Source organism: Enterobacter sp. DC4 (assembly GCF_000568095.1).
GTDB lineage: Bacteria > Pseudomonadota > Gammaproteobacteria > Enterobacterales > Enterobacteriaceae > Enterobacter > Enterobacter pseudoroggenkampii.
Genome location: NZ_AZUB01000002.1, coordinates 504875 through 526061, shown reverse-complemented (window position 1 = coordinate 526061; position 21187 = coordinate 504875). Strand labels below are relative to the sequence as shown.

Below are 21187 nucleotides of genomic sequence, written 5' to 3'. Positions count from 1 at the left end.
TGTATGTCACCCACCATCTATGATATCGCACGGGTTGCGGGCGTATCGAAATCAACCGTTTCCCGCGTTCTGAATAAACAAACCAATATTTCTCCCGAAGCACGTGACAAAGTGCTGAAGGCGATTGACGAATTAAATTATCAGCCCAACAAACTGGCTCGCGCCCTGACCTCTTCAGGCTTTGATGCCATTATGGTTATTTCGACCCGTTCAACCAAAACCACTGCCGGTAATCCCTTTTTCTCCGATGTCCTTCATGCCATTACGGCTAAAGCGGAAGAAGAAGGGTTTGATGTTATTTTGCAAACCTCAAAAAGCAGCGAAGACGATCTGCTGAAATGTGTAAGTAAAATAAAACAGAAAATGATCAAAGGGATCATTATGCTGAGTTCACCCGCAAATGAATCCTTTTTCACCACGCTGGATGCATATGGCGTACCGGTAGTAGTTATCGGCAAAGTGGAAGGTGAGTATCAGAATATTTATTCCGTCGACACGGATAATTTTCATGACAGCGCCACGCTGACCGAAACCTTTATAAAAAACGGTCGGCAAAAAATTGCCTGTCTGCATGCGCCGCTTGATTATCATGTTTCGATCGATCGTCTGGCGGGTTATAAAGCCAGTCTGGAAAAGCACCGTATTGCCATTAACCCGGACTGGATCAGGGATGGCGGTTATACCCATGAGAGTGCGCTCGCGGCGGCTCTGGAACTGTTGTCGTCACCCACGCCGCCTGATGCGGTATTTGCGACCGACAGCATGAAGTTGCTCAGCCTCTATCGTGCGGCGGATGAGTTGAATCTGATGATCCCGGAACAGGTGGTGATAGCCGGATACAGCGACCCGATGCTGTCTCTCATTTTAACGCCCGCACCTGGCGGCTTTGATATCCCCACACGAAAACTGGGGGAAGAGAGCTGCGATCTTCTTTTCAGGCGTATTGCCGGTCAGCCCGCCCCGCAAAAAGTGCTGGTTGATACCCACTTTTTGTTGGCTGCTTCCCTTCGCTAAAACCAGGGGCTTAGTGCCCCTGGCGTGTCGTCGGTCAGAACGCGTAGTTTACGCCAACCCCCGCATAGTGGAAGCGGTCGTTTTCACCCTCGTCATGATTTTCCCACTCATAGGCGTATTCCAGCGTCATGGATAAACCGTTGTTGAAGTCATAGGCGTACTGCATACCCAGTCGGTTGAAATTATGCCCTTCACGCTCAGGATCGTCCTGCCAGTCCCAGTTCGTCCAGCGATCAAGTCCCAGTCGCGTGTAAGGCGTTAGGGTCGTCTGGCCCAATGAAATAGGCAGATAGGCGCGAATTTCCTGGGTGGAGAATTCACCGTTATTACGGGTACTGTCCATATTGAAGCCGCGCTCTAAATAGTAATTCACTTTAGCCGCAAAGGTTTCGTTAATGGTCCATGTAAAGCCCGTTTCGGTTTCGACGCGGCTGTCAGCATAGCCGGTTTTTTCCAGATCGTTGGCAAACTGATACATGGCAAACCAGCCGCTAAAGCGCCAGTCATCGGTTAATTTAATGTCCCAGTCAGGCTGAATTTTGTAGCGCTGCATATTCGCGCTGCCGTCTTTGGCACCGTGTTCATCTTTAAAATGATAACTATAATTTCGGAAACCACCGGTCAGACCGAAAGTAAAATCATCGGTTGCGATAAAGCGATAGCGTAATTCAAATTCAGGACGGTCAAAATAGGTTCCACGGGTCATACTGCTGTAATCAACCGGCCCCTCCTGATACATCGCCAGAGAAATAGTCCACGCATCCCAGGTTGCATTAAACCACACGGAGGGCTCATATAATCCATCTTTATCGTCGGCCTGACCTTCAACGTTTTCTATTTCATACATCGCGCCAATATTAAATTCCCACTGTTTAGCTGTTTCTGATGCTTGTGCGCAGCTAACCCCTGCGCACAGAACGAGCGCAGCACTTCTTAGTAGAGTACCCATTAAATATTCCCTTTATAATTTACAAACAAAAAAACCGGAAATTTGCATTTCCGGCAAACACCTTTCTTATCTAATAGCCGCTTCGGTTTCAGCGTCGAAGAAATGGCACTTACTCATATCGAACTGGATGTCGATATTATCCCCAGCGGCATAGTCATTCGCGGCGCCTGCGCGAACCACCAGTTCATGGCCGCCAAAGGTGGCATAGAGCATGAACTCCGCGCCGGTCAGTTCGGCGACGCTGACTTTCGCCGCGATGTTTTCACCGCAGCTCTGCAGAGTGAGAATATCTTCCGGGCGGATGCCAAAGACCACGGCTTTACGCTGATACCCTGCGGCATTCAGTGAAGCGAGCGTGTCTTCCGGGATCGCCAGACGCAGCGTTTCCGTGACGAAATAGCGGTCATCGATAGCGCCGCGAATGAAGTTCATGGCTGGGGAGCCAATAAACCCTGCGACAAACATGTTCGCCGGTTCGTTGTACACCTGCTTCGGGGCACCGACCTGCTGAATAATGCCGTCTTTTAAGATCACGATGCGGGTTGCCATCGTCATGGCTTCCGTCTGATCGTGGGTCACATAAATCATGGTGGTATTAAGCTTCTGGTGCAGCTTGCTGATTTCAGCCCGCATCTGCACGCGAAGCTTGGCATCGAGGTTGGAGAGCGGTTCATCCATCAGGAACACGCCCGCTTCGCGCACGATCGCCCTGCCCAACGCCACGCGCTGACGCTGTCCGCCGGACAGCGCGCCGGGTTTACGCTTGAGGTACTCGCGCAAGCCGAGGATCTGTGCCGCCCAGTGAACGCGCTCTTCGATAACCGCCGGGGCGATTTTCTGCATCTTCAGGCCAAACGCCATGTTGTCGTAGACCGTCATATGCGGGTAAAGCGCATAGTTCTGGAACACCATCGCGATATCGCGAGACTTGGCGGGCACGTCGTTCATGCAAACGCCGTCAATGACCAGTTCACCCGCGCTGATCTCCTCCAGACCGGCAATCATACGCAGCGTCGTGGATTTACCGCAGCCCGAAGGCCCGACGAAGACGATGAACTCCTTATCTTCGATTTCGAGATTGAAATCCTTAACCACGTGGACCTGGTTATCGTAGATTTTCTGAATGTGTTTCAGAGACAGTTGAGCCATTGTTAATTCCTTATCAATACGTCCGGGATGCCCAAAACTCGGTCAGACATTTCCAGGTCAGTTCCCGCGTTGAATGAAGTTGTAATCCCGCATGGTCCAGGCCAGATCCAATCCCAACCGATAGCATTCCCGCCGCGTTGATCGCCTCAACGCCTGCAGGTGCATCTTCGATACCCATGGCCTCTTCAGGACGCACATTCAGGCCAGCACAGGCGGCGAGGAAGATCTCCGGGTCAGGCTTCGAACAGATAATGAGGGAAGCATCAGCGCAAAAATCAAAAGCGTGCTGAATGCCCAGGGCGCGCAAGATGCCAGGGGCATTCAGGGAAACGGAGGCGAGCCCAATTTTGACGTTCGCCGCACGGATATCCGCCAGCACGTCGCGAATACCGGGAAGCAGTGAATCTTCCGTCAGTGACGCCAGAGACTGGACATAGAACGCGTTTTTCTTCGTCGCCAGCGCCAGGCACTGCTCATCGCTAAACGTTCCCTCTTTCCCGCCATGCTTCAGGATGCGCTGAAGGGAATCCATGCGGCTAATACCCTTCAGCTGTTCGTTAAACACTTCATCGATGGTGATGCCGATTTCCTCCGCCACTGCACGCCAGGCCAAAAAATGGAGGTGTGCGGTATCGGTGATCACACCGTCCAGATCGAATACAACAGCCTTAAGCGTCATGGTGCACCTCCGTGGTAGCGGTCCCATTCACAGATGCAAGAAAGTCCTTACAGGCACAAACTTTATGCCCCGATACGTGTAGCGTTTTGCCCCACAGCGTCAGCGTGACAGGTGCCGAAGCTTCAATGGTTAAAACCTCGTTTTCGTACGTAAAGCGCAGCGTGGTGTTCCGCCAGCGCAGGGGGAAAGCAAGTCTTCGCCAGTGGGCTGGCACCCTGGGCGCAAGGTGCAGCTCCCCTTCCACTATCTGCATGCCGGCAAAGCCCTGAATGACGCCGGACCAGATAGCACCCGTGGCCGCGGCATGAATGCCGTCGTCGCTGCTGTGCGGATCGTCGCCCAGATCGATAGCCACGCCGGCGCGCCAGAAGGCGTAGGCCCCTTCCGTATCGCCACAGCGGGCGGTCACAATGCCGTGGATGGCCTTGCTCAGCGAAGAGTCATGGATTGTGCGGGGTTCGTAGAACGCCAGATTGGCGGCACACTGCTGCGAGGTAAACCGCTCCGGCAGCAGGTAGGTAAGCATCACAACATCAGCCTGCTTAAGGATCTGCATGTCGTTCACTTCCGCGCGGGAATAATCGAGCAGAATGGTCTGCTTACCCGCTTTGGCTTTGTAGCGGCTCAAATCGATAGCAGGTTTTGCCATGAAGGTATCATCCTGGGGGATCACACCGTCCGCGTCGGCCTCTGGTAGCCATAAGCGCGCCAGGAACCGTGAGGCATTCTGCGTAAAACCTTCATCCTCGCGCCCAAACATCGCCATAAACTGGCGAGCGCAGGCGACGTTGTGCCAGGCCAGATAGTTGGTATAAGCGTTGTTGTTCACATGCTCGGTGTATTCGTCCGGTCCGATGACGTCATGGATTTCGAGACGACCATTGATTTCCGTTGCGCGGCCCATCCAGAACGCAGCGGTTTCCATCAGCAGCGTCAGACCTTCATTCCGCATAAAGGCATCATCGTGTGTCGCCTGCCAGTAAGCGACGACGGCCCAGGCAATATCAGCCACGATATGGTGTTCCGCCAGCGCGGAGGCCACCTTCTGGCGCGTGCCGGTTCGGATGTTGATAGCCGCGAACTCCGGCGTCTCCTCTTTGCCGCTCGCGGCGCTCTCCCATGGGAACAGCGCGCCTGGCCAGCCGTTGCGACGGGCTTTTTCCCGCGCCCCGGCCAGGTTCAGCCAACGATAGCGCAACAGGCTGCGGGCGGTTCGGGGCCGCGTGAAGAGATGGAAAGGCAGCAGGAAAATTTCGGTATCCCAGAAGACGTGGCCTTTATACCCCTCACCCGTCAGCCCTTTGGCGGCGATACTGCTTCGCTCATCATGGGCAGGTGTCATGGTCGTCAAATGCCAGACGGAGTAATCCAGCGCCATCTGATCCTGATACTCCGTAGAGTCCACTTCCACCCGAGCGTCACGCCAGACCTCTTCCCAGGCATACGATGAGCTCTCAAGCAACGCGTCGTAGCCTCTTGCCGCACAGACCTTAAGATCGGCCAGCGCGTTGCGAGCGAAAGAGGCCTGCGACAGTGCTTTATCACTGCGATGCGTCACCCAGACGATCTTTTCTAACGTGACAGTGTCACCCTTCGCAATCGTCAGTGAATGATGAACGCTGAGACGACGATTTTTGGCGGTGAAGCAGCTGTCGCTCTTCGCAGAGAGCTGACAAAACGCCGAAACAACCACTTCTGACGCACGGTCCTGCGTTTCATACACGCCCTGCATGTATTGCTGGTCAAACACTCTGATCGACATTTCATCCAGATGCTGTCTGCCGCTGTTCGTTTGCGTTGCATCAATGCCGGTTTTCAGCACGGTCTGCGAGACATCATCAAGCGGTGTGATCGAAAGCTGCATGGCCACCAGGGGCAACTGGTCCAGCGATACAAAACGACGGCTTTCCAGACGATAGCGTTTCCCGTCGGGCGAGCGCCAGACCACGCTCCGACGAAGTTCGCCACTGGCAAACGCCAGCTCGCGCTGCCACTCAAGGATTTCGCCTGACAGGAGCGTGAAATTGACGCCATCCAGCTCAACATCAATACCGGTGATATCCGGCAGATTGATCAGCTCAGTGGTCTCGTTACGACCCGCCTGATGATAGAGACCCGCAAGATACATGCCTCGGGTTTGCTGGGTGTAATCTTCTTCATGCGCAGCGCGGATCCCCATGTAGCCATTACCGCAGGCCATGATAGAGGCGTATTTATTCAGGCTGTGTGGACAAAAGCCCGGGTCGATTAATACAGACACGTTTAGCATAAGGTCACGCTTTCCCCTGTTTCTGCTGATTCATACAACGCGGCGACAAGCTGCTGGATAACCAGCCCCTGCTCCGCATCAGCTATCGTGACGGGCTCTCCCAGCACATGCCGTACGAAGGCATCCATACTGCGCATATGACGCTGGTCGTCAGCTTCTTCACGCTGCGTGAGGGTGACTAAAACACCGCCTTCATCGTTGTAGATGTGCGCCGGGAAAAGCGTAGCGCCCGCCTTTTCACCGCAGAATGCGACGTTCATGATCGATTGCTCACGGATATTGAGCGCAAACGACGTGTCGAGGCGCAGAATGCCACCGTTGTAGAACTCAATCGTGCCAAAGAGGGCGTCCTCAACGGTAAACTGCGTGGGATCCCACTCGCCAAACTGGCCGCTGCTTTTACGGTTTCCCAGCTTCTGGAAGCCGTGTGCCGTCACCTTTTTTACCGCCGGGAACCCCAACACGTACATTGCGGCATCGAGCATATGGATACCGATATCAATCAGAGGCCCACCGCCCTGTAGCGCTTTGTTGGTAAAGACGCCCCAGCCTGGAACCCCGCAGCGGCGTAGCGCCTGGGCCGTGGTGTAATAAATTTCCCCCAGCGCCCCCTTCATCACAGCCTCACGCAACAGTTGCGTATCGAGAGCAAAACGATGGTGAAAATCATACGCCAGCACTTTTCCCGCCTTGCGCGCGGCCATGCGCATCCTATCGGCCTCCTGCGGCGTCATAGCAGGTGGTTTTTCACACATCACGTGGCAGCCCGCTTCCAGCGCGGCCATGACGTGCTCGAAATGGAACCGGTTAGGCGAACAGACGCTCACCGCATCCGGCTTAACCGCCTCGAGCATCTCTCGCGTATCCTGCCATACCGAGGGAATACTATGACGTTCCGCAAACGCCCGAGCCTGTTCAGGATGGCTGTCCATGACAGCCACCATCTGAACATCACTGCGCGTGGCGTAATACGAGGCATGCACTTTGTCCGCGACCTGCCCGGCGCCAATAATGGCGACGCGCAGAGGCAAAGGTGAAGAAGCACTCATCACGCTCGTCATCCTTAGCATTCACGCAAATAAGTGAGGGAGTCCTGATAAGCCTGCGCCGGATCCTCGGCGCGGACACGGCACTCATACACCACGTAACCCTGGTAATTATCCGCACGCAGCTGATCGAACAGGCTGGCAAAATCGAGGCTACCGCTGCCCGGCTGATAGCGGTGATTATCTGCGATGTGCACATGGCCCAGCAGATCGCGGTGCTGATGCAGCGCATCCGTCAGCGAGTCTTCTTCGATGTTCATATGATAGAAATCGCCGATGATCTGCACGTGCTTCAGGCCGTTCTCTTCGATATAGCGACGCGCATCAGCAAGGGTGTTGATCATATGATCCTGATAGCGGTTCAGCGGCTCCAGGTAGACGGTCGTCCCTGTGCGCGCCGCGACCTCATCCAGCCAGCGCAAGGAGGCGCTTACCGCGTTGCGGTCTCCTTCCAGGCTGCGTGGGGAGGTCATTGGCGGGAGGCGGAAGGTAAACATTCCCCAGGCAGCAGGCACGATAATGCCCTTGCCGCCCACCTCAACCAGCGCTTCCAGAATGCGTTCAATCTGCTTTAACCCGTTCAGACGACGTTCTTCGATGAAGTCGCCAATCCAGCCATCGTATCCACCGCAGGCCGTCGTCACCGGCAGACCGGTGGCTTTGATGGCCGCTTTTACCTCGGCGAGGTTTTCTACCAGCAGTCGGCCATCAATTTCATAGCCATCAAAACCCATCGCTTTGATGTACTCGAATTTTTCCATGATATTGGTCGGGAAAAAGGCCTGGTTTTGTGTTGCGATTTTCATGATGTGCTCTCCTTAGCTTAAAAAGTGACGCCCATTTTGATACTGAGTTCCGGGTGCTGATCGACATACGTCATGTAGCTTTCCGGGCTGGTGGTGAAGGTCACGACCGGGTCGATCAGATCCTCACAATTCAGATAGCCGTTCATCAGCAGTTCCCAGCATGTCTCTTCAATACGTTTGCGGCTCCAGCGCGGGTAGTCCGGGTTGGGTTCGCTGCAGGCGCGGGAGAAGACAATCTTCGCGTTATTGAAATGCGCTTCGCGGCCAAGGTTAAAGCCTTCCGCGAACGGTTTTGCGAAGGCTACGTAGGAGATGGTGCCGCCATAGGCAAGTCCGCGCAGCGCGGACTGCAGTGCATCTGCATAGCCGCTGGTTTCGATGATCACGTCCGCGCCCTGCTTCCCGGTCAGCTTTTTAATTTCCTGACCGACATCAGTGCCGATTGGGTTCAGACAGTGGTCGGCCCCATGACGACGGGCGATCTCGCAGCGGTGTTCAATAGGGTCGACACCGATAACGACGGACGCCCCGGCTTTTTTGGCCAGCTGGACAGCAATCTGCCCAATCGCCCCCAGCCCCACCACGACTACAAAATCGCCGACCCGCACGTTGGCATCACGCACGCCGCTCATGGCGAACTGCGCTGGATCGTAGCAAACGGCGTTTTTCCAGGAGGCACCCTGCGGCATTTTGCGCAGCTTGTAGTTGTTCACCGCGTTAACGATCACCGTTTCCTGCAGCGGTGCGTAGCAGCAGACGCTGTCGCCGATCTGATATTCAGTGACGTCATCACCGCATTCGATAATGTCGCCAACAATCATGTTGCCCAGCTGGAACTTACCGAATTCGATCCCGCGGGCCGTACCCTCTTCACGCGGGGTAAACATCTGCCACTCCGCGTTGAACTCTTCATCGATAAACGGACTGGCGGCGCGGAAATCCACCACTTCGGTACCGTGTTTAGGCGCGCCAAAGCGAGCGCGAATTTTCACTTCATGAACCGCAACCGGACGATCTTCATATTCCACCAGCGCCGCCACACGAGGCGCTGTCGCAACTAATTTTTTCATGACTGACTCCTTGTTAAAATTGGCCGCCTCAGCCCTTCACGCCACCGGCGGTCAAACCACTTTTAATAAAACGTTCAGACAGGGCGTACATGATGACCACCGGAAGCGCCGTCACCAGCGATGCCGCCATCATGCGACCCCAGATATAATCTGGCGTGCTAAAGAGCGTGTTCAGCCCGACCGGCAAGGTGAAATTGCTGGCGCTGGACAGGAAAATGGACGCAAACAGGTAGTCGTTCCACGCCACCATGAAGCAGTAGACAAACACCGACACGAGCCCGGAAATCGCCAGCGGCACGGTGATGCGGAAGATGATTTGCAGGCGGTTCAGGCCGTCCATCATCGCGGCTTCTTCGATCTCGTCCGGGATGGTGTCGAAATAGCTGCGCAGCATGAACACCGCTGTCGGTAACGTTTGGGTCACCATGGTGATAATCAGCGCCAGCTCGGTGTCGTAGATCCCAAGGGCAGTGATGATTTTGAACAGCGGCACCACCAGCAATATTCCGGAGAACATATAGACGGTGTAAAAACTCGCATTGATCGTCGTGCGGCCCTTAAAACGCAGTTTGGACAGGGCGTAGGCCCCCAGCGTGCCGAGAAATACGGCAATCACCGATGAGGTCAGCGACACCACCATGCTGTTTTTGAAGTAGTCCACAAACGGGAAAATCAGCGGGTTAAAGATGTCGACGTAATGCTGCAGCGTCCACGCCTGCGGCAATATGGTCGGGTTAAGCGATATTGCCTCTTTCGCACTCTTAAATGACGTCATTAGCATCACGAAGAACGGGAACAGCGTGATGACCAGAAACACCGCCAGCCCCAGATAAAAACCAATGCGGCTCAGTACGCGTTTATTTGTTGCCATTGAGGTTTACCCTTTTTCTGGTCAGCAGAATCACCGCGAAGATGATCACGAACAGCACGACGGAAATCGCCGCAGCTTTACCCAAATCATTGAAAGCGAATGCCGTTTTGTAGAGGTAGACGCCCAAAATATCGACCTTGGTCGTCAACAGGTAGACATCTGCGAACATGTAGAACATCCAGATAGTGCGCAGCGTCACCACCGTTGCCAGCACCGGCATAATCGCGGGCAGCGTAACGATTCGAAAACGCTGCCAGGCATTCGCGCCGTCCATTTCCGCCGCTTCATACAGCGACTTATCAATGGTCTGCAAAATCGCCAGGAACGAAATGAACGCGTACGGGAAGTAACGCCAGATGGCGAACAGCACCACCAGTACAAAACTGCTGCCAGGGTTGTCGAACCACAGCGGCGCCTGGTCATACAGATGCAGCAGGTCAACGCCCAGATAGTTCACAATTCCGTAGCCGTTGTTGAACATGTATTTCCATGCAAACACCAGCGAAATGGACGGCGTAACGTAGGACAGAATCACCAGTGAACGCGCCGTTTTCCGCATACGGAATTCACGGTTAAAGAAGATCGCAACAGCCAGCCCCAGCCCCGTGCTGCCAATCACCACCAGCGCGGTGTACCAGAAGGTCATCCACAGCGAGTGCCAGAAAGCAGCATCCCCGAGAATGCGGATGTAGTTATCGAGCCCGACGAACACCGCATCTATACGCGGGTTCAGCGGCAGACGTAAGAAACTGATTTCAATATTGGAAATCATTGGCCAGGCCACCAGGCCCCCCAGCAAAATCAGGCTGGGGGCCAACAGCAGCATGGCGAAAGGCATATCTGAACGACCAGAAAACAACGTCTTCATAATTTCCTTCCGCAGAGCGCTCCTATCGTTGTGAAACCAGATCAGTCAGTCGCTTCTGGCTGTCACTAAGCGTGTTGCTGAGATCTTGTTTACCTACCGTGACGTTATGCACCATAGAACTGATAATGCCGGACCCGGTTACATCGCCCATGCGGGTGAAGTTTTTGTCGCCCACGGCACCAAACACCTGCACATTTGGGAACTGCGCAATCAGTTCGTAAGGCAGTTGCCCAAACGCTTTAATCACATCGTTGTTTTTCCAGGTATCAGTGCCCACCACCAGCTTGTTCACCGGCAGTGCCGCGCCAGGCGACATCATGACCCAGTCGGTTGCGTTTTGAGCCTGCTCCATCCAGGTCACAAACTTTTCAGCCGCCTGAGTTTCATCTTCGGTTTGACCGGTGGTAATCGTCAGCGACGTGACCATGCCGTAAACTGCAGAAGATGTTTCTGTTGGGACGACGAAGCCCAGGTTGGAAGGGTTTCCATCCTGGAATACCGCCGGCAGGATGTAGGTGGAGTAAACCGCCATCGGCGCAGAACCGTTCATGAAGGCATCTTTGATCTCCATGACGTCGTTTGAACCCGGCATGGTGGTCGCGGCCAGGGCTTTATAAAACGCCAGTGCCTTTGCCATTTCAGGGGTATCGATGTCGACGTTCCCTTTGGCATCAAAAACGTTCGCGCCGCCGGAAAGCGCAAACTGGGAGAATGCCTGCTCTGTCATCACGCTTTCCGCGGTGGGCAGCGCAATGCCGTAATGTTTTTTGGCCGGGTCGTTAAGGCTCTGGCTGGCTTTCAGCAGCTGTTCCCAGTTATGCGGCTCCTGGATACCCGCTGCAGCAAGCACATCTTTGTGATACCAGACGCCGGATAGCCAGGCACTGACTGGCACCCCCGTCAAGGCAGAACCATCTTCCGTACGCACAACGCGCAAGATGCCGTCATAGAAGGTGTTCTCGCCTACCGCTTTAATGGCTTCACCAATAGCTTTGCGATCCAGCAGCTGTTCCTTGTCCATGACTTTCGCGTAGTCATGACTGACTTCAATTACCTCAGGCAGTGCGCCCGTTCTGGCGAGCGTAATAACCTTGGTGTTGTAGGCATCCTCTTCTACCGGCACCTGTTTCACCGTGATGCCGGGGTTCTCTTTCTCAAATTTTTCGATCAGCTTCGTGATAACCGCCTGACGCTCCTGCTCGACAGATGAGTGCATAAACTCAATGGTGACAGCAGACTTTTTGTCATCCTTGCAGCCTGATAACAGGGCGCACGAAACCAGTGCTGATATCAGCACAATTCTGGGCATTTTCATTTTTAAGGTCCTTTTTAGTTTTCTTTAATCCACAACACCTGCCATGGATATAGGGTCAGCGTTTTATCTGTAATATCTTTTCCGGCAATCAACTCCGTTCCGGATTGAATATCGGACTCCACCGTTTGAATGCCATCGCTGAAATTAAACAGCGCCGTTATTTTTTCGCCACAATCCGCCACGCGAACGATTTTTAACACATGCTCACCTGACGCACTAAAATAAGCTTCACTGTCAGGATGGAATGCTTTTTCCGTCCTACGCAGCGCGATTAACTGGCTTAATGCGCAATAGACCTGAGAGCGCAGGCTATTTTTATCTTCAAGCACGCTATCAATTTGTCCAGCAATGTATTTTTCACGATTTATCGCGCGATTGTATCCCAGACGTTCAACACCTGCATAATCATTACGCGAGCCGAGAATACTCTGGATATAAACCGCGGGCACGCCGGGGAAACTTAAGAGGACGGCATGCGCCAGAATAAACCGGGCAATCCGATGGCTATCAAGACTGTCACGCGTACTTAATGCATCCAGATAGGTCACATTAATTTCATAAGGACTGCGTGTACCATCCGGGTTATTTTTCCAGTTAACCAACGCCCCATCAGCCTGAAGTTTCTCCACAAGAGAGAGGATTTCCGACTCAGGTAAAATTCCGCGTAGCGGATTCAAACCAATCCCATCATGCGAAGCCAGGAAGTTAAACCAGGTGGTTTTCGTCGAAGGCAACCTCAGCGACGCTGCCCACTGGCTCAGCGTCCGGACGTCCTGACAATGCACCGCATGCAATACCAGCGGCGGCAAAGAGAACTGATAAACCATCTGCGCTTCATTTTCACCGTCACCGAAATAAGCGACGTTATCTTTATGCGGAACGTTCGTCTCGGTGATAATCACCGTCCCCGGGGCGACTGCCTCGGTGATAGCGCGGAAAAGCTGGATGAGCTGGTGGGTTTGCTCAAGGTGGATGCAGTTTGTTCCGGGTATTTTCCACATGAAGCCCACAGCATCCAGACGAATGTATCGCGCCCCTTCAATCAGGTAATGCAGCAGCACGTCCACCATCGCGATCAGCACCTGCGGAGAGGCAAAGTTAAGATCAACCTGGTCCTCGCTGAAGGTGGTCCACAGGTGTCGCACGCTGCCATCATGCAACGTGAAAGGTGTAAGAAGCGGTAAGGCACGCGGACGCGTCACCGCGGATAAATCTGTTTCAGGATCGACAGAAATAAAGAAATCATCATAGCCAGGCGTTTGCTTCAGATAATTAGAGAACCATTTACTCTTGGCTGACATGTGGTTGCAGACGAAATCGAACATTAAACTGGCGGACTGTTTTAATTCAGCCACATCTCGCCACGCACCCGTTTCAGGCGCAACCTCATGATAATCAATAACAGAAAATCCGTCGTCCGAAGACCATGGATAAAAAGGCAAAAGATGAACATGAGAAAAGGAATGGGAAAGCCATTTGTTATAAAAACGTGTAAAAACCGGCAGCGCCTTCTCCCCTTTCGCTGAAAACTGATCGGCATAGGTAATCAGAACAACATCTTTTTCATCCCAGGCTATCTTACGTTTTTCTGTAATAACAGAAGCGGCCTTTCCAATATTTTCCATCAGCACCTTAAACTGGGCTTCAGAAAACGTTTCCCCGTAAACAAGATTAATGAGTTCTTTAATTTTTGTCTTCATTTCATTTTCCATGGTAGCGGTCCCACGAGGTGGCAATCTACTCCCATGAAAAATATCTGTCAACGGACCGGGAAGGAGAAAAAGGTGTTTGCAAAGCAGCTCAGCGCAATATTGTGAGCTGCCGCAAAGAAAGCACGGGGAAAAGAGAAATGCGGTTAACCGTCGCCAGTCCCTCTCCCGGAAGGGAAAGGGCTAACACCGGCGGAAATTATTGGGATAAGTAGCGGCGAGAAAGCCGTTTTGCCACCTTTTGCAACAGCGGTTCGAGCGCCACGGCCAGCACCATTCTGACCGGCTTGCGGGCAACGGATTTTATTGCCCACCCCGCCACACCTGCCGGTCCGAACCGTAACGCGGTCAGCAGGACCAGTTTACCTGCGATTTTCAGGCCGGGTTTTACCTTCTGACCGGCCTGTTGCCAGTGTTGTTTCATCTCATCTCTCTCTTAAAGCTGACGAAAACGACTTCTCAGCGTAAAGGTATCCGACGTGACATAGCGTTCCATTTCCCGTAGCCGCTTCTCACCGGCGGCGAGTTGCGCATCAACCGCATTGAGAAGATCGCTGCTGGTGGGGGCACCTTCTGCAGCCAGTTCTCCTTCCGGCATCGGGTCAAGGACAAACGACAGGACGATGTATGCCACCAGGGTAATAAATGCCAGTCCGAAGAAGATCGATAGCACCGTGACCACGCGCACCAGTTTTACCGGAACATCAAGATAATGAGCCAGCCCGGCACAAACGCCGCGCACCATGCCCTGCTGCGGAATACGCCACAACTTTTTGTTCAGATTCAGTCCAGACATTAACGGTCCCTCCAGTTTGGATGTTCAGCATCCAGGATGGCTTCCAGCGCCTGAATGCGTTCGCGCATTTTGTTCGCCTCATCGGAGAGCTGAACCAGACGCTGTTGTTCACTCTGGGAAAGTTCGCCCCGTGAAGAACGGTTGCTGTAGTGCAGCCATAGCCAAATCGGCAAAACGAACAGCACGAAAATTGTCAGGGGAATGGCCAGAAAAAGCGCGCTCATGTGTACTCCTTGTCTTACGATGCGGCACGCTCAGGTGCCGCAGGAATTATTATTGGTTGTCTTGCTTCATTTTGGCTTTCAGTGCCGCCAGCTGCTCGCTGATTTCATCATCGGCCTTCAGGTCGGCGAACTGTTGATCCAGCGACTTCTGCTTACCGATGCCGTGGCTTTCGGCTTCCGCTTCCATCTGGTCGATACGACGTTCAAATGATTCAAAACGCGCCATCGCTTCATCAAGCTTACCGCTGTCCAGCTGACGACGCACGTCGCGGGAAGAGCTTGCCGCCTGGTGACGCAGGGTCAGCGCCTGCTGACGCGCGCGGGTTTCGCTCAGTTTGTTTTCAAGCTCACCAATCTCTTTCTTCATACGGGTGAGCGTGTCATCCACCAGCGTCACTTCATGCTCGAGCGTCGCGACCAGCTCTGCCAGCTTCTGTTTTTCGATCAGCGCCGCACGGGCCAGATCCTCTTTGTCTTTGCGCAGCGCAAGTTCCGCTTTTTCCTGCCATTCGTTCAGCTGAGCGGTAGCTTGTTCAATACGACGCGTAAGCTGTTTTTTTTCCGCCAGCGCACGGGCGGAGGTAGAACGCACTTCAACCAGCGTGTCTTCCATCTCCTGAATCATCAGGCGAACCAGCTTCTGCGGATCTTCCGCCTTCTCAAGCAGTGAGTTGATGTTGGCGTTCACGATGTCGGCAAAACGAGAAAAAATACCCATAATCAAATCCTCATAGTTCTGTTATCGGGCTATGCCCTGCTGTACAGATAATACAAACATCATGCCAACTTTTTATCTTATTGATTTCACTGAGACTGATTGATTTTCATGCAGTAAAGAACTATTCTTGCCTGGTGAATATCGCTAAGGAGTGGTTAATTTCATCATGCCTGGATACAAAGACAATTTACTCGGCGAAGCAAACAGTTTTCTGGAAGTGCTGGAACAGGTTTCTCGCCTGGCGCCGCTCAACAAACCGGTACTGATCATCGGTGAACGCGGAACGGGGAAGGAATTGATAGCTAACCGTCTGCACTATTTATCCGGGCGCTGGGACGGCCCCTTCATTTCCCTTAACTGCGCGGCGCTGAATGAAAACCTGCTCGATACCGAGCTCTTCGGCCATGAAGCGGGCGCATTTACCGGCGCCCAGAAACGCCATCCCGGACGCTTTGAGCGCGCCGACGGCGGTACGCTGTTTCTTGATGAGCTGGCCACCGCGCCCATGCTGGTGCAGGAAAAACTGCTGCGCGTGATTGAATACGGCGAGCTGGAGCGCGTCGGCGGTAGCCAGCCGCTGCAGGTCAACGTGCGCCTGGTGTGCGCCACGAACGCCAACCTGCCGGAGATGGTGGCGGAGGAGAAATTCCGTGCCGACCTGCTTGACCGCCTGGCCTTTGACGTCGTTCAGCTTCCTCCGCTGCGCGAGCGCAAAAGCGACATCATGCTGCTGGCAGACCAGTTTGCGATTCAGATGTGCCGCGAGCTCGGACTGCCGCTGTTCCCCGGCTTCAGCGATTATGCACAGGAGACGCTGCTTGCTTACCACTGGCCGGGAAATATCCGCGAACTGAAAAACGTCGTGGAGCGTTCCGTCTATCGCCACGGCAGCAGCGAGACCGAGCTGGACAACATCATTATCGATCCTTTTCAGCGCAGCGTACCGTCTCTGACCGTGCCAACGTCTTCAGACGATCACCCTACTCTCCCCCTTGATTTACGCCAGTTCCAGCACGACCAGGAGAAACAGCTGCTGGAGCAAAGCCTGAAGACGGCGAAATACAACCAGAAACGGGCGGCTGAACTGCTGGGTCTGACCTACCATCAGTTAAGGGCATTGCTTAAAAAGCATCAAATGCGCTGACAATATCAGCACTTACCATAGACATTTTTACGAAGCAGGCGTAAGTGCGATACACTTTGCAGATCGAACCTAAAAACCTTAAAAATTATGCGTCTGGTTTTATCGTCCTTTTTTGCACTTGGTCTGTTTAGCAGCCAGGCTTTTGCTGCGCCCGGGCAAACGCCGCAGCCTGACATTCGTGACAGCGGCTTCGTCTATTGCGTAAGCGGCCAGGTGGATACCTTCAACCCGCAAAAAGCGGGCAGCGGCCTGATTGTGGATACCCTTGCCGCGCAGCTTTACGACCGTCTGCTTGATGTTGACCCGTACACCTACCGTCTGGTGCCTGAGCTTGCGGAAAGCTGGGAAGTGCTGGATAACGGCGCTACCTACCGTTTTCACCTGCGCGATGACGTCGCGTTTCAACGCACACCGTGGTTTACCCCCACGCGCAAGCTGAACGCAGATGACGTGGTCTTCACCTTCCAGCGTATCTTTAACCGCAACCACCCGTGGCATAACGTTAACGGCAGCAATTTCCCCTATTTCGACAGTCTGCAGTTTGCCGACACCGTGAAAAGCGTGCGCAAACTGGACAACCGCACGGTTGAATTCACGCTGACGCGCCCGGATGCCTCCTTCCTCTGGCACCTGGCAACCCACTATGCATCCGTCATGTCGGCCGAATACGCGGCTCAGTTGACGAAAAAGGATCGTCAGGAACTGCTCGATCGCCAGCCGGTTGGCACCGGTCCGTTCCAGTTGGCCGAATATCGCGCCGGTCAATATATTCGTCTGCAGCGCCATGAACACTTCTGGCGCGGTACGCCGCTGATGCCGCAGGTGGTGGTGGATCTCGGCTCTGGCGGAACGGGACGTCTGTCGAAATTGCTCACCGGGGAATGTGACGTCCTTGCCTGGCCCGCGGCCAGCCAGCTCACGATTTTGCGCGACGATCCGCGTCTGCGTCTGACGCTACGCCCGGGGATGAACATCGCGTATCTGGCCTTTAACACGGATAAACCGCCGTTGAATAACCCTGCCGTTCGGCACGCTCTGGCGCTGGCGATTAACAACCAGCGCCTGATGCAGTCGATCTACTACGGCACGGCGGAAACCGCCGCCTCAATTTTACCGCGCGCCTCGTGGGCCTATGACGGTGAAGCTAAAATTACGGAATACAATCCGGCAAAAGCGCGTGAACAGCTGAAAGCGCTGGGGGCAGAAAACCTGACGCTGCAGCTTTGGGTGCCCACCAGTTCCCAGGCGTGGAACCCCAGCCCGCTCAAGACCGCCGAACTGCTGCAGGCAGATATGGCGCAGGTGGGTGTCAAAGTGATCATCGTACCGGTTGAGGGCCGTTTCCAGGAGGCGCGCCTGATGGATATGAATCATGATTTAACCCTGACCGGCTGGGCGACCGACAGTAACGATCCGGACAGCTTCTTCCGGCCGCTGCTGAGCTGTGCGGCGATAAACTCGCAGACCAACTACGCCCACTGGTGTAACCGGGAGTTTGACGCCGTGCTGCAAAAAGCGCTGGCTTCCCAGCAGCTGGCCTCACGTATTGACGCCTATGATGAAGCGCAGAAGATCCTCGCCCAGGAACTGCCGGTGCTGCCGCTGGCCTCTTCCCTGCGTCTTCAGGCCTATCGTTATGATATTAAAGGTCTGGTACTGAGTCCGTTCGGCAACGCCTCGTTCGCTGGCGTGTCGCGTGAAAAAGAACAAGAGGTGAAAAAACCATGATTATTTTTACCTTACGTCGGCTCCTTTTGCTGCTGGTGACGCTCTTTTTCCTGAACTTTGTCGGCTTCAGCCTGAGCTATTTCACGCCCCATGCCCCGCTTCAGGGGTCGTCGCTGTGGGATGCCTGGCTCTTCTGGTTTAACGGGCTCCTGCACTGGGATTTCGGCGTGTCCAGCATTAACGGGCAGCTGATTTCCCAGCAGTTGAAAGAGGTGTTCCCGGCCACGATGGAGCTGTGCATTCTGGCCTTCGGCTTTGCCCTGATGGTCGGGATCCCCGTGGGCATGCTCGCCGGGATCTACCGCAATAAATGGCAGGATAAGTTTATCAGCGCCCTCGCCCTGTTCGGCTTCTCCATCCCGGTATTCTGGCTGGCGCTGCTGCTGACGCTCTTCTTCTCGCTGACGATGGGCTGGCTGCCGGTTTCGGGGCGTTTTGACCTGCTCTATACGGTTAAAACGGTGACGGGTTTTGCCATTATTGACGCGTGGCTGTCCGATTCGGTATGGCGCCACGAGATGATCGTCAGCGCCCTGCGCCATATGGTACTGCCGGTGCTGACCCTGGCGGTTGCGCCGACAACCGAAGTGATCCGCCTGATGCGCCTGAGCACCATTGAGGTATTTGACCAGAACTACGTCAAAGCCGCCGCCACGCGCGGGTTGTCACGCCTGACCATACTGCGCCGCAACGTCCTGCACAACGCGCTACCGCCGGTTATTCCGCGTCTTGGATTACAGTTTTCCACCATGCTGACGCTGGCCATGATCACCGAGATGGTCTTTAGCTGGCCAGGCCTTGGGCGATGGCTGATTAACGCCATTCGCCAGCAGGACTACGCCGCTATTTCTGCGGGTGTGATGGTGATTGGTTCGCTGGTGATTATTGTCAACGTGTTGTCCGATATTCTGGGTGCTATGGCTAACCCATTGAAGCATAAGGAATGGTATGCCTTACGATAGCGTATACAGTGAAAAGCGCACGCCCGGCGTGCTGCGTACCGTGTGGCGTAAATTCTATGGTGACACCACGGCAATGATCGGCCTTTATGGCTGTGCCGGTCTGGTGTTGCTGTGCGTCTTTGGCGCGTGGTTTGCACCGTACGGCATTGACCAGCAGTTCCTTGGCTATCAGCTGCTGCCACCGTCCTGGTCGCGCTACGGTGAAGTCTCTTTCTTCCTGGGAACGGACGACCTCGGACGTGACGTGTTGAGCCGCCTGCTGAGCGGTGCAGCCCCGACGGTTGGCGGCGCATTTGTGGTGACGCTCGCGGCAACGATCTGCGGGCTGGCGCTCGGTATTTTTGCAGGATCCACACATGGCCTGCGCTCGGCGGTGCTTAACCACATTCTGGATACGCTGCTGTCGATTCCGTCCCTGCTGCTGGCGATCATTGTGGTTGCCTTTGCCGGTCCCCATCTGTCGCATGCCATGTTCGCCGTCTGGCTGGCTATCCTGCCCCGCATCGTGCGCTCGGTTTACAGCATGGTGCATGATGAACTGGAAAAAGAGTATGTCGTCGCAGCCCGTCTGGACGGCGCGACGACCTTCAACATTCTCTGGTTTGCCGTGCTGCCTAACATCGCCGCCGGGCTGGTCACTGAGATCACCCGCGCCCTGTCGATGGCGATCCTGGACATCGCGGCGCTCGGCTTCCTCGACCTCGGCGCGCAGCTGCCGTCGCCCGAATGGGGTGCGATGCTCGGTGACGCGCTGGAGTTAATTTACGTGGCACCGTGGACGGTTATGCTGCCGGGTGCGGCCATTATGGTGAGCGTGCTGCTCATCAACCTGCTGGGTGACGGTATTCGCCGTGCAATTAATGCGGGGGTGCAATAATGCCGCTTCTTGATATTCGCAACCTCACCATTGAATTCAAAACCGGTGAAGGCTGGGTTAAAGCCGTCGATCGCATCAGCATCACCCTCGCGGAGGGTGAAATTCGCGGGCTGGTGGGTGAATCCGGCTCAGGCAAAAGCCTGATCGCCAAAGCCATCTGCGGCGTGGCGAAAGACAACTGGCGCGTGACGGCAGACCGTATGCGTTTTGATGATATCGATCTGCTGCGCCTCTCCCCCCGCGAGCGGCGTAAGCTGGTCGGGCATAACGTCTCGATGATTTTCCAGGAGCCGCAGTCCTGTCTCGACCCGTCCGAACGCGTGGGTAAGCAGCTGATGCAGAACATCCCCGGCTGGACCTATAAAGGCCGCTGGTGGCAGCGCGTTGGCTGGCGCAAGCGTCGCGCCATCGAGCTTTTACACCGCGTCGGGATCAAAGATCACAAAGATGCGATGCGCAGCTTCCCTTATGAACTGACCGACGGCGAATGTCAGAAAGTAATGATTGCCATCGCGCTGGCCAATCAGCCGCGTTTGCTGATTGCGGATGAGCCCACCAACGCGATGGAACCCACCACGCAGGCGCAAATCTTCCGCCTGCTGTCGCGTCTCAACCAGAATAACAACACCACCATTTTGCTGATCAGCCATGACCTGCAAATGCTCAGCAAATGGGCGGATAAAATTGACGTGATGTACTGCGGGCAAACGGTCGAAACCGCGCCGAGTGAAGACCTGATCACCGCGCCGCATCATCCGTATACGCAGGCGCTTATCCGTGCGATTCCGGATTTTGGCAGCGCGATGCCGCATAAAAGCCGCCTGAATACTCTGCCGGGGGCGATTCCGCTGCTGGAATCCCTGCCGATAGGCTGTCGTCTGGGGCCGCGGTGTCCCTATGCTCAGCGCAAATGTATCGAGACGCCACGCCTGACCGGGGCGAAAAATCATCTTTACGCCTGTCATTTCCCGCTGAACATGGAGAGAGAGTGAA

The 21187-nt window shown here is 54.6% G+C and carries 21 protein-coding genes; 6 read left to right on the top strand and 15 right to left on the bottom strand.

Features of this window, described 5'->3' with window-relative positions; translation table 11 throughout:
- Positions 1-3: 3 nt before the first annotated feature.
- Positions 4-1014: a LacI family DNA-binding transcriptional regulator gene (locus tag P349_RS15790; RefSeq protein WP_024907151.1), complete on the top strand. Its 1011-nt coding sequence runs from the start codon at positions 4-6 to the stop codon at positions 1012-1014.
- A 34-nt stretch (positions 1015-1048) separates the two neighbouring features.
- Here the strand turns inward: P349_RS15790 and P349_RS15795 are convergent, their stop codons facing one another.
- From P349_RS15795 to pspA, 15 genes are all read right to left on the bottom strand, one after another.
- The gene (locus tag P349_RS15795; RefSeq protein WP_032647530.1) at positions 1049-1963 is read right to left on the bottom strand and encodes an OmpG family monomeric porin; all 915 of its coding nucleotides are present in this window, start codon (positions 1961-1963) and stop codon (positions 1049-1051) included.
- Positions 1964-2029: 66 nt separating this feature from the next.
- The gene (locus P349_RS15800; RefSeq protein ID WP_032647532.1) at positions 2030-3112 is read right to left on the bottom strand and encodes an ABC transporter ATP-binding protein; all 1083 of its coding nucleotides are present in this window, start codon (positions 3110-3112) and stop codon (positions 2030-2032) included.
- A gap of 13 nt (positions 3113-3125) precedes the next feature.
- On the bottom strand, positions 3126-3791 hold the full coding sequence (gene pgmB / locus P349_RS15805) for a beta-phosphoglucomutase (protein WP_032647535.1): 666 nt from the start codon (positions 3789-3791) through the stop codon (positions 3126-3128).
- Positions 3781-6060: a glycoside hydrolase family 65 protein gene (locus tag P349_RS15810; RefSeq protein ID WP_032647538.1), complete on the bottom strand. Its 2280-nt coding sequence runs from the start codon at positions 6058-6060 to the stop codon at positions 3781-3783. Before P349_RS15810 ends, pgmB begins: the two co-directional genes overlap by 11 nt.
- Positions 6054-7109 carry a Gfo/Idh/MocA family protein gene (locus P349_RS15815; protein ID WP_032647853.1) on the bottom strand — a complete coding sequence of 352 codons (1056 nt, stop codon included), beginning with the start codon at positions 7107-7109 and terminating at the stop codon, positions 6054-6056. Before P349_RS15815 ends, P349_RS15810 begins: the two co-directional genes overlap by 7 nt.
- Before the next feature lie 14 nt (positions 7110-7123).
- Positions 7124-7912: a sugar phosphate isomerase/epimerase family protein gene (locus P349_RS15820; protein WP_032647540.1), complete on the bottom strand. Its 789-nt coding sequence runs from the start codon at positions 7910-7912 to the stop codon at positions 7124-7126.
- Between the two features lie 17 nt (positions 7913-7929).
- The gene (locus P349_RS15825) at positions 7930-8982 is read right to left on the bottom strand and encodes a zinc-dependent alcohol dehydrogenase (protein ID WP_032647542.1); all 1053 of its coding nucleotides are present in this window, start codon (positions 8980-8982) and stop codon (positions 7930-7932) included.
- A 28-nt stretch (positions 8983-9010) separates the two neighbouring features.
- Complete coding sequence (locus tag P349_RS15830; protein ID WP_023335920.1) at positions 9011-9853, bottom strand: carbohydrate ABC transporter permease; 843 nt, start codon at positions 9851-9853, stop codon at positions 9011-9013.
- Entirely contained in the window at positions 9840-10721 is an 882-nt protein-coding gene (locus P349_RS15835; RefSeq protein WP_022648300.1) for a carbohydrate ABC transporter permease, read from the bottom strand. Before P349_RS15835 ends, P349_RS15830 begins: the two co-directional genes overlap by 14 nt.
- A 22-nt stretch (positions 10722-10743) precedes the next feature.
- Positions 10744-12036 (bottom strand): ABC transporter substrate-binding protein, encoded by a 1293-nt coding sequence (locus P349_RS15840; protein WP_032647544.1) that lies wholly within the window; start codon positions 12034-12036, stop codon positions 10744-10746.
- 14 nt (positions 12037-12050) lie between these two features.
- Positions 12051-13748 (bottom strand): sugar phosphorylase, encoded by a 1698-nt coding sequence (locus tag P349_RS15845; protein WP_032647546.1) that lies wholly within the window; start codon positions 13746-13748, stop codon positions 12051-12053.
- Positions 13749-13944: 196 nt separating this feature from the next.
- Positions 13945-14169 carry a phage shock protein PspD gene (pspD, locus tag P349_RS15850; RefSeq protein WP_023312043.1) on the bottom strand — a complete coding sequence of 75 codons (225 nt, stop codon included), beginning with the start codon at positions 14167-14169 and terminating at the stop codon, positions 13945-13947.
- A gap of 12 nt (positions 14170-14181) precedes the next feature.
- Positions 14182-14541, bottom strand: coding sequence for an envelope stress response membrane protein PspC (gene pspC, locus P349_RS15855; RefSeq protein ID WP_008501237.1), 360 nt, complete (start codon positions 14539-14541; stop codon positions 14182-14184).
- Positions 14541-14765, bottom strand: coding sequence for an envelope stress response membrane protein PspB (pspB, locus tag P349_RS15860; protein ID WP_023312045.1), 225 nt, complete (start codon positions 14763-14765; stop codon positions 14541-14543). The genes pspC and pspB overlap by 1 nt, the downstream gene beginning before the upstream one ends.
- Positions 14766-14814: 49 nt before the next feature.
- Positions 14815-15483, bottom strand: a complete 669-nt coding sequence (gene pspA / locus P349_RS15865) for a phage shock protein PspA (RefSeq protein WP_021240283.1) — start codon at positions 15481-15483, stop codon at positions 14815-14817.
- Positions 15484-15649: 166 nt separating this feature from the next.
- Between pspA and pspF the strand changes: the two genes are divergently transcribed.
- The 5 genes from pspF (at position 15650) to sapD (ending at position 21186) form a co-directional block, all read left to right on the top strand.
- Entirely contained in the window at positions 15650-16627 is a 978-nt protein-coding gene (gene pspF / locus P349_RS15870) for a phage shock protein operon transcriptional activator (protein WP_032647548.1), read from the top strand.
- Between the two features lie 87 nt (positions 16628-16714).
- The gene (gene sapA, locus P349_RS15875) at positions 16715-18355 is read left to right on the top strand and encodes an ABC transporter substrate-binding protein SapA (RefSeq protein ID WP_032647550.1); all 1641 of its coding nucleotides are present in this window, start codon (positions 16715-16717) and stop codon (positions 18353-18355) included.
- Entirely contained in the window at positions 18352-19317 is a 966-nt protein-coding gene (sapB, locus tag P349_RS15880) for a putrescine export ABC transporter permease SapB (protein WP_024907137.1), read from the top strand. The genes sapA and sapB overlap by 4 nt, the downstream gene beginning before the upstream one ends.
- Positions 19304-20194, top strand: a complete 891-nt coding sequence (gene sapC, locus P349_RS15885; RefSeq protein WP_024907136.1) for a putrescine export ABC transporter permease SapC — start codon at positions 19304-19306, stop codon at positions 20192-20194. The genes sapB and sapC overlap by 14 nt, the downstream gene beginning before the upstream one ends.
- Positions 20194-21186 carry a putrescine export ABC transporter ATP-binding protein SapD gene (gene sapD, locus P349_RS15890; protein WP_008501228.1) on the top strand — a complete coding sequence of 331 codons (993 nt, stop codon included), beginning with the start codon at positions 20194-20196 and terminating at the stop codon, positions 21184-21186. The genes sapC and sapD overlap by 1 nt, the downstream gene beginning before the upstream one ends.
- Position 21187: the final 1 nt, after the last annotated feature.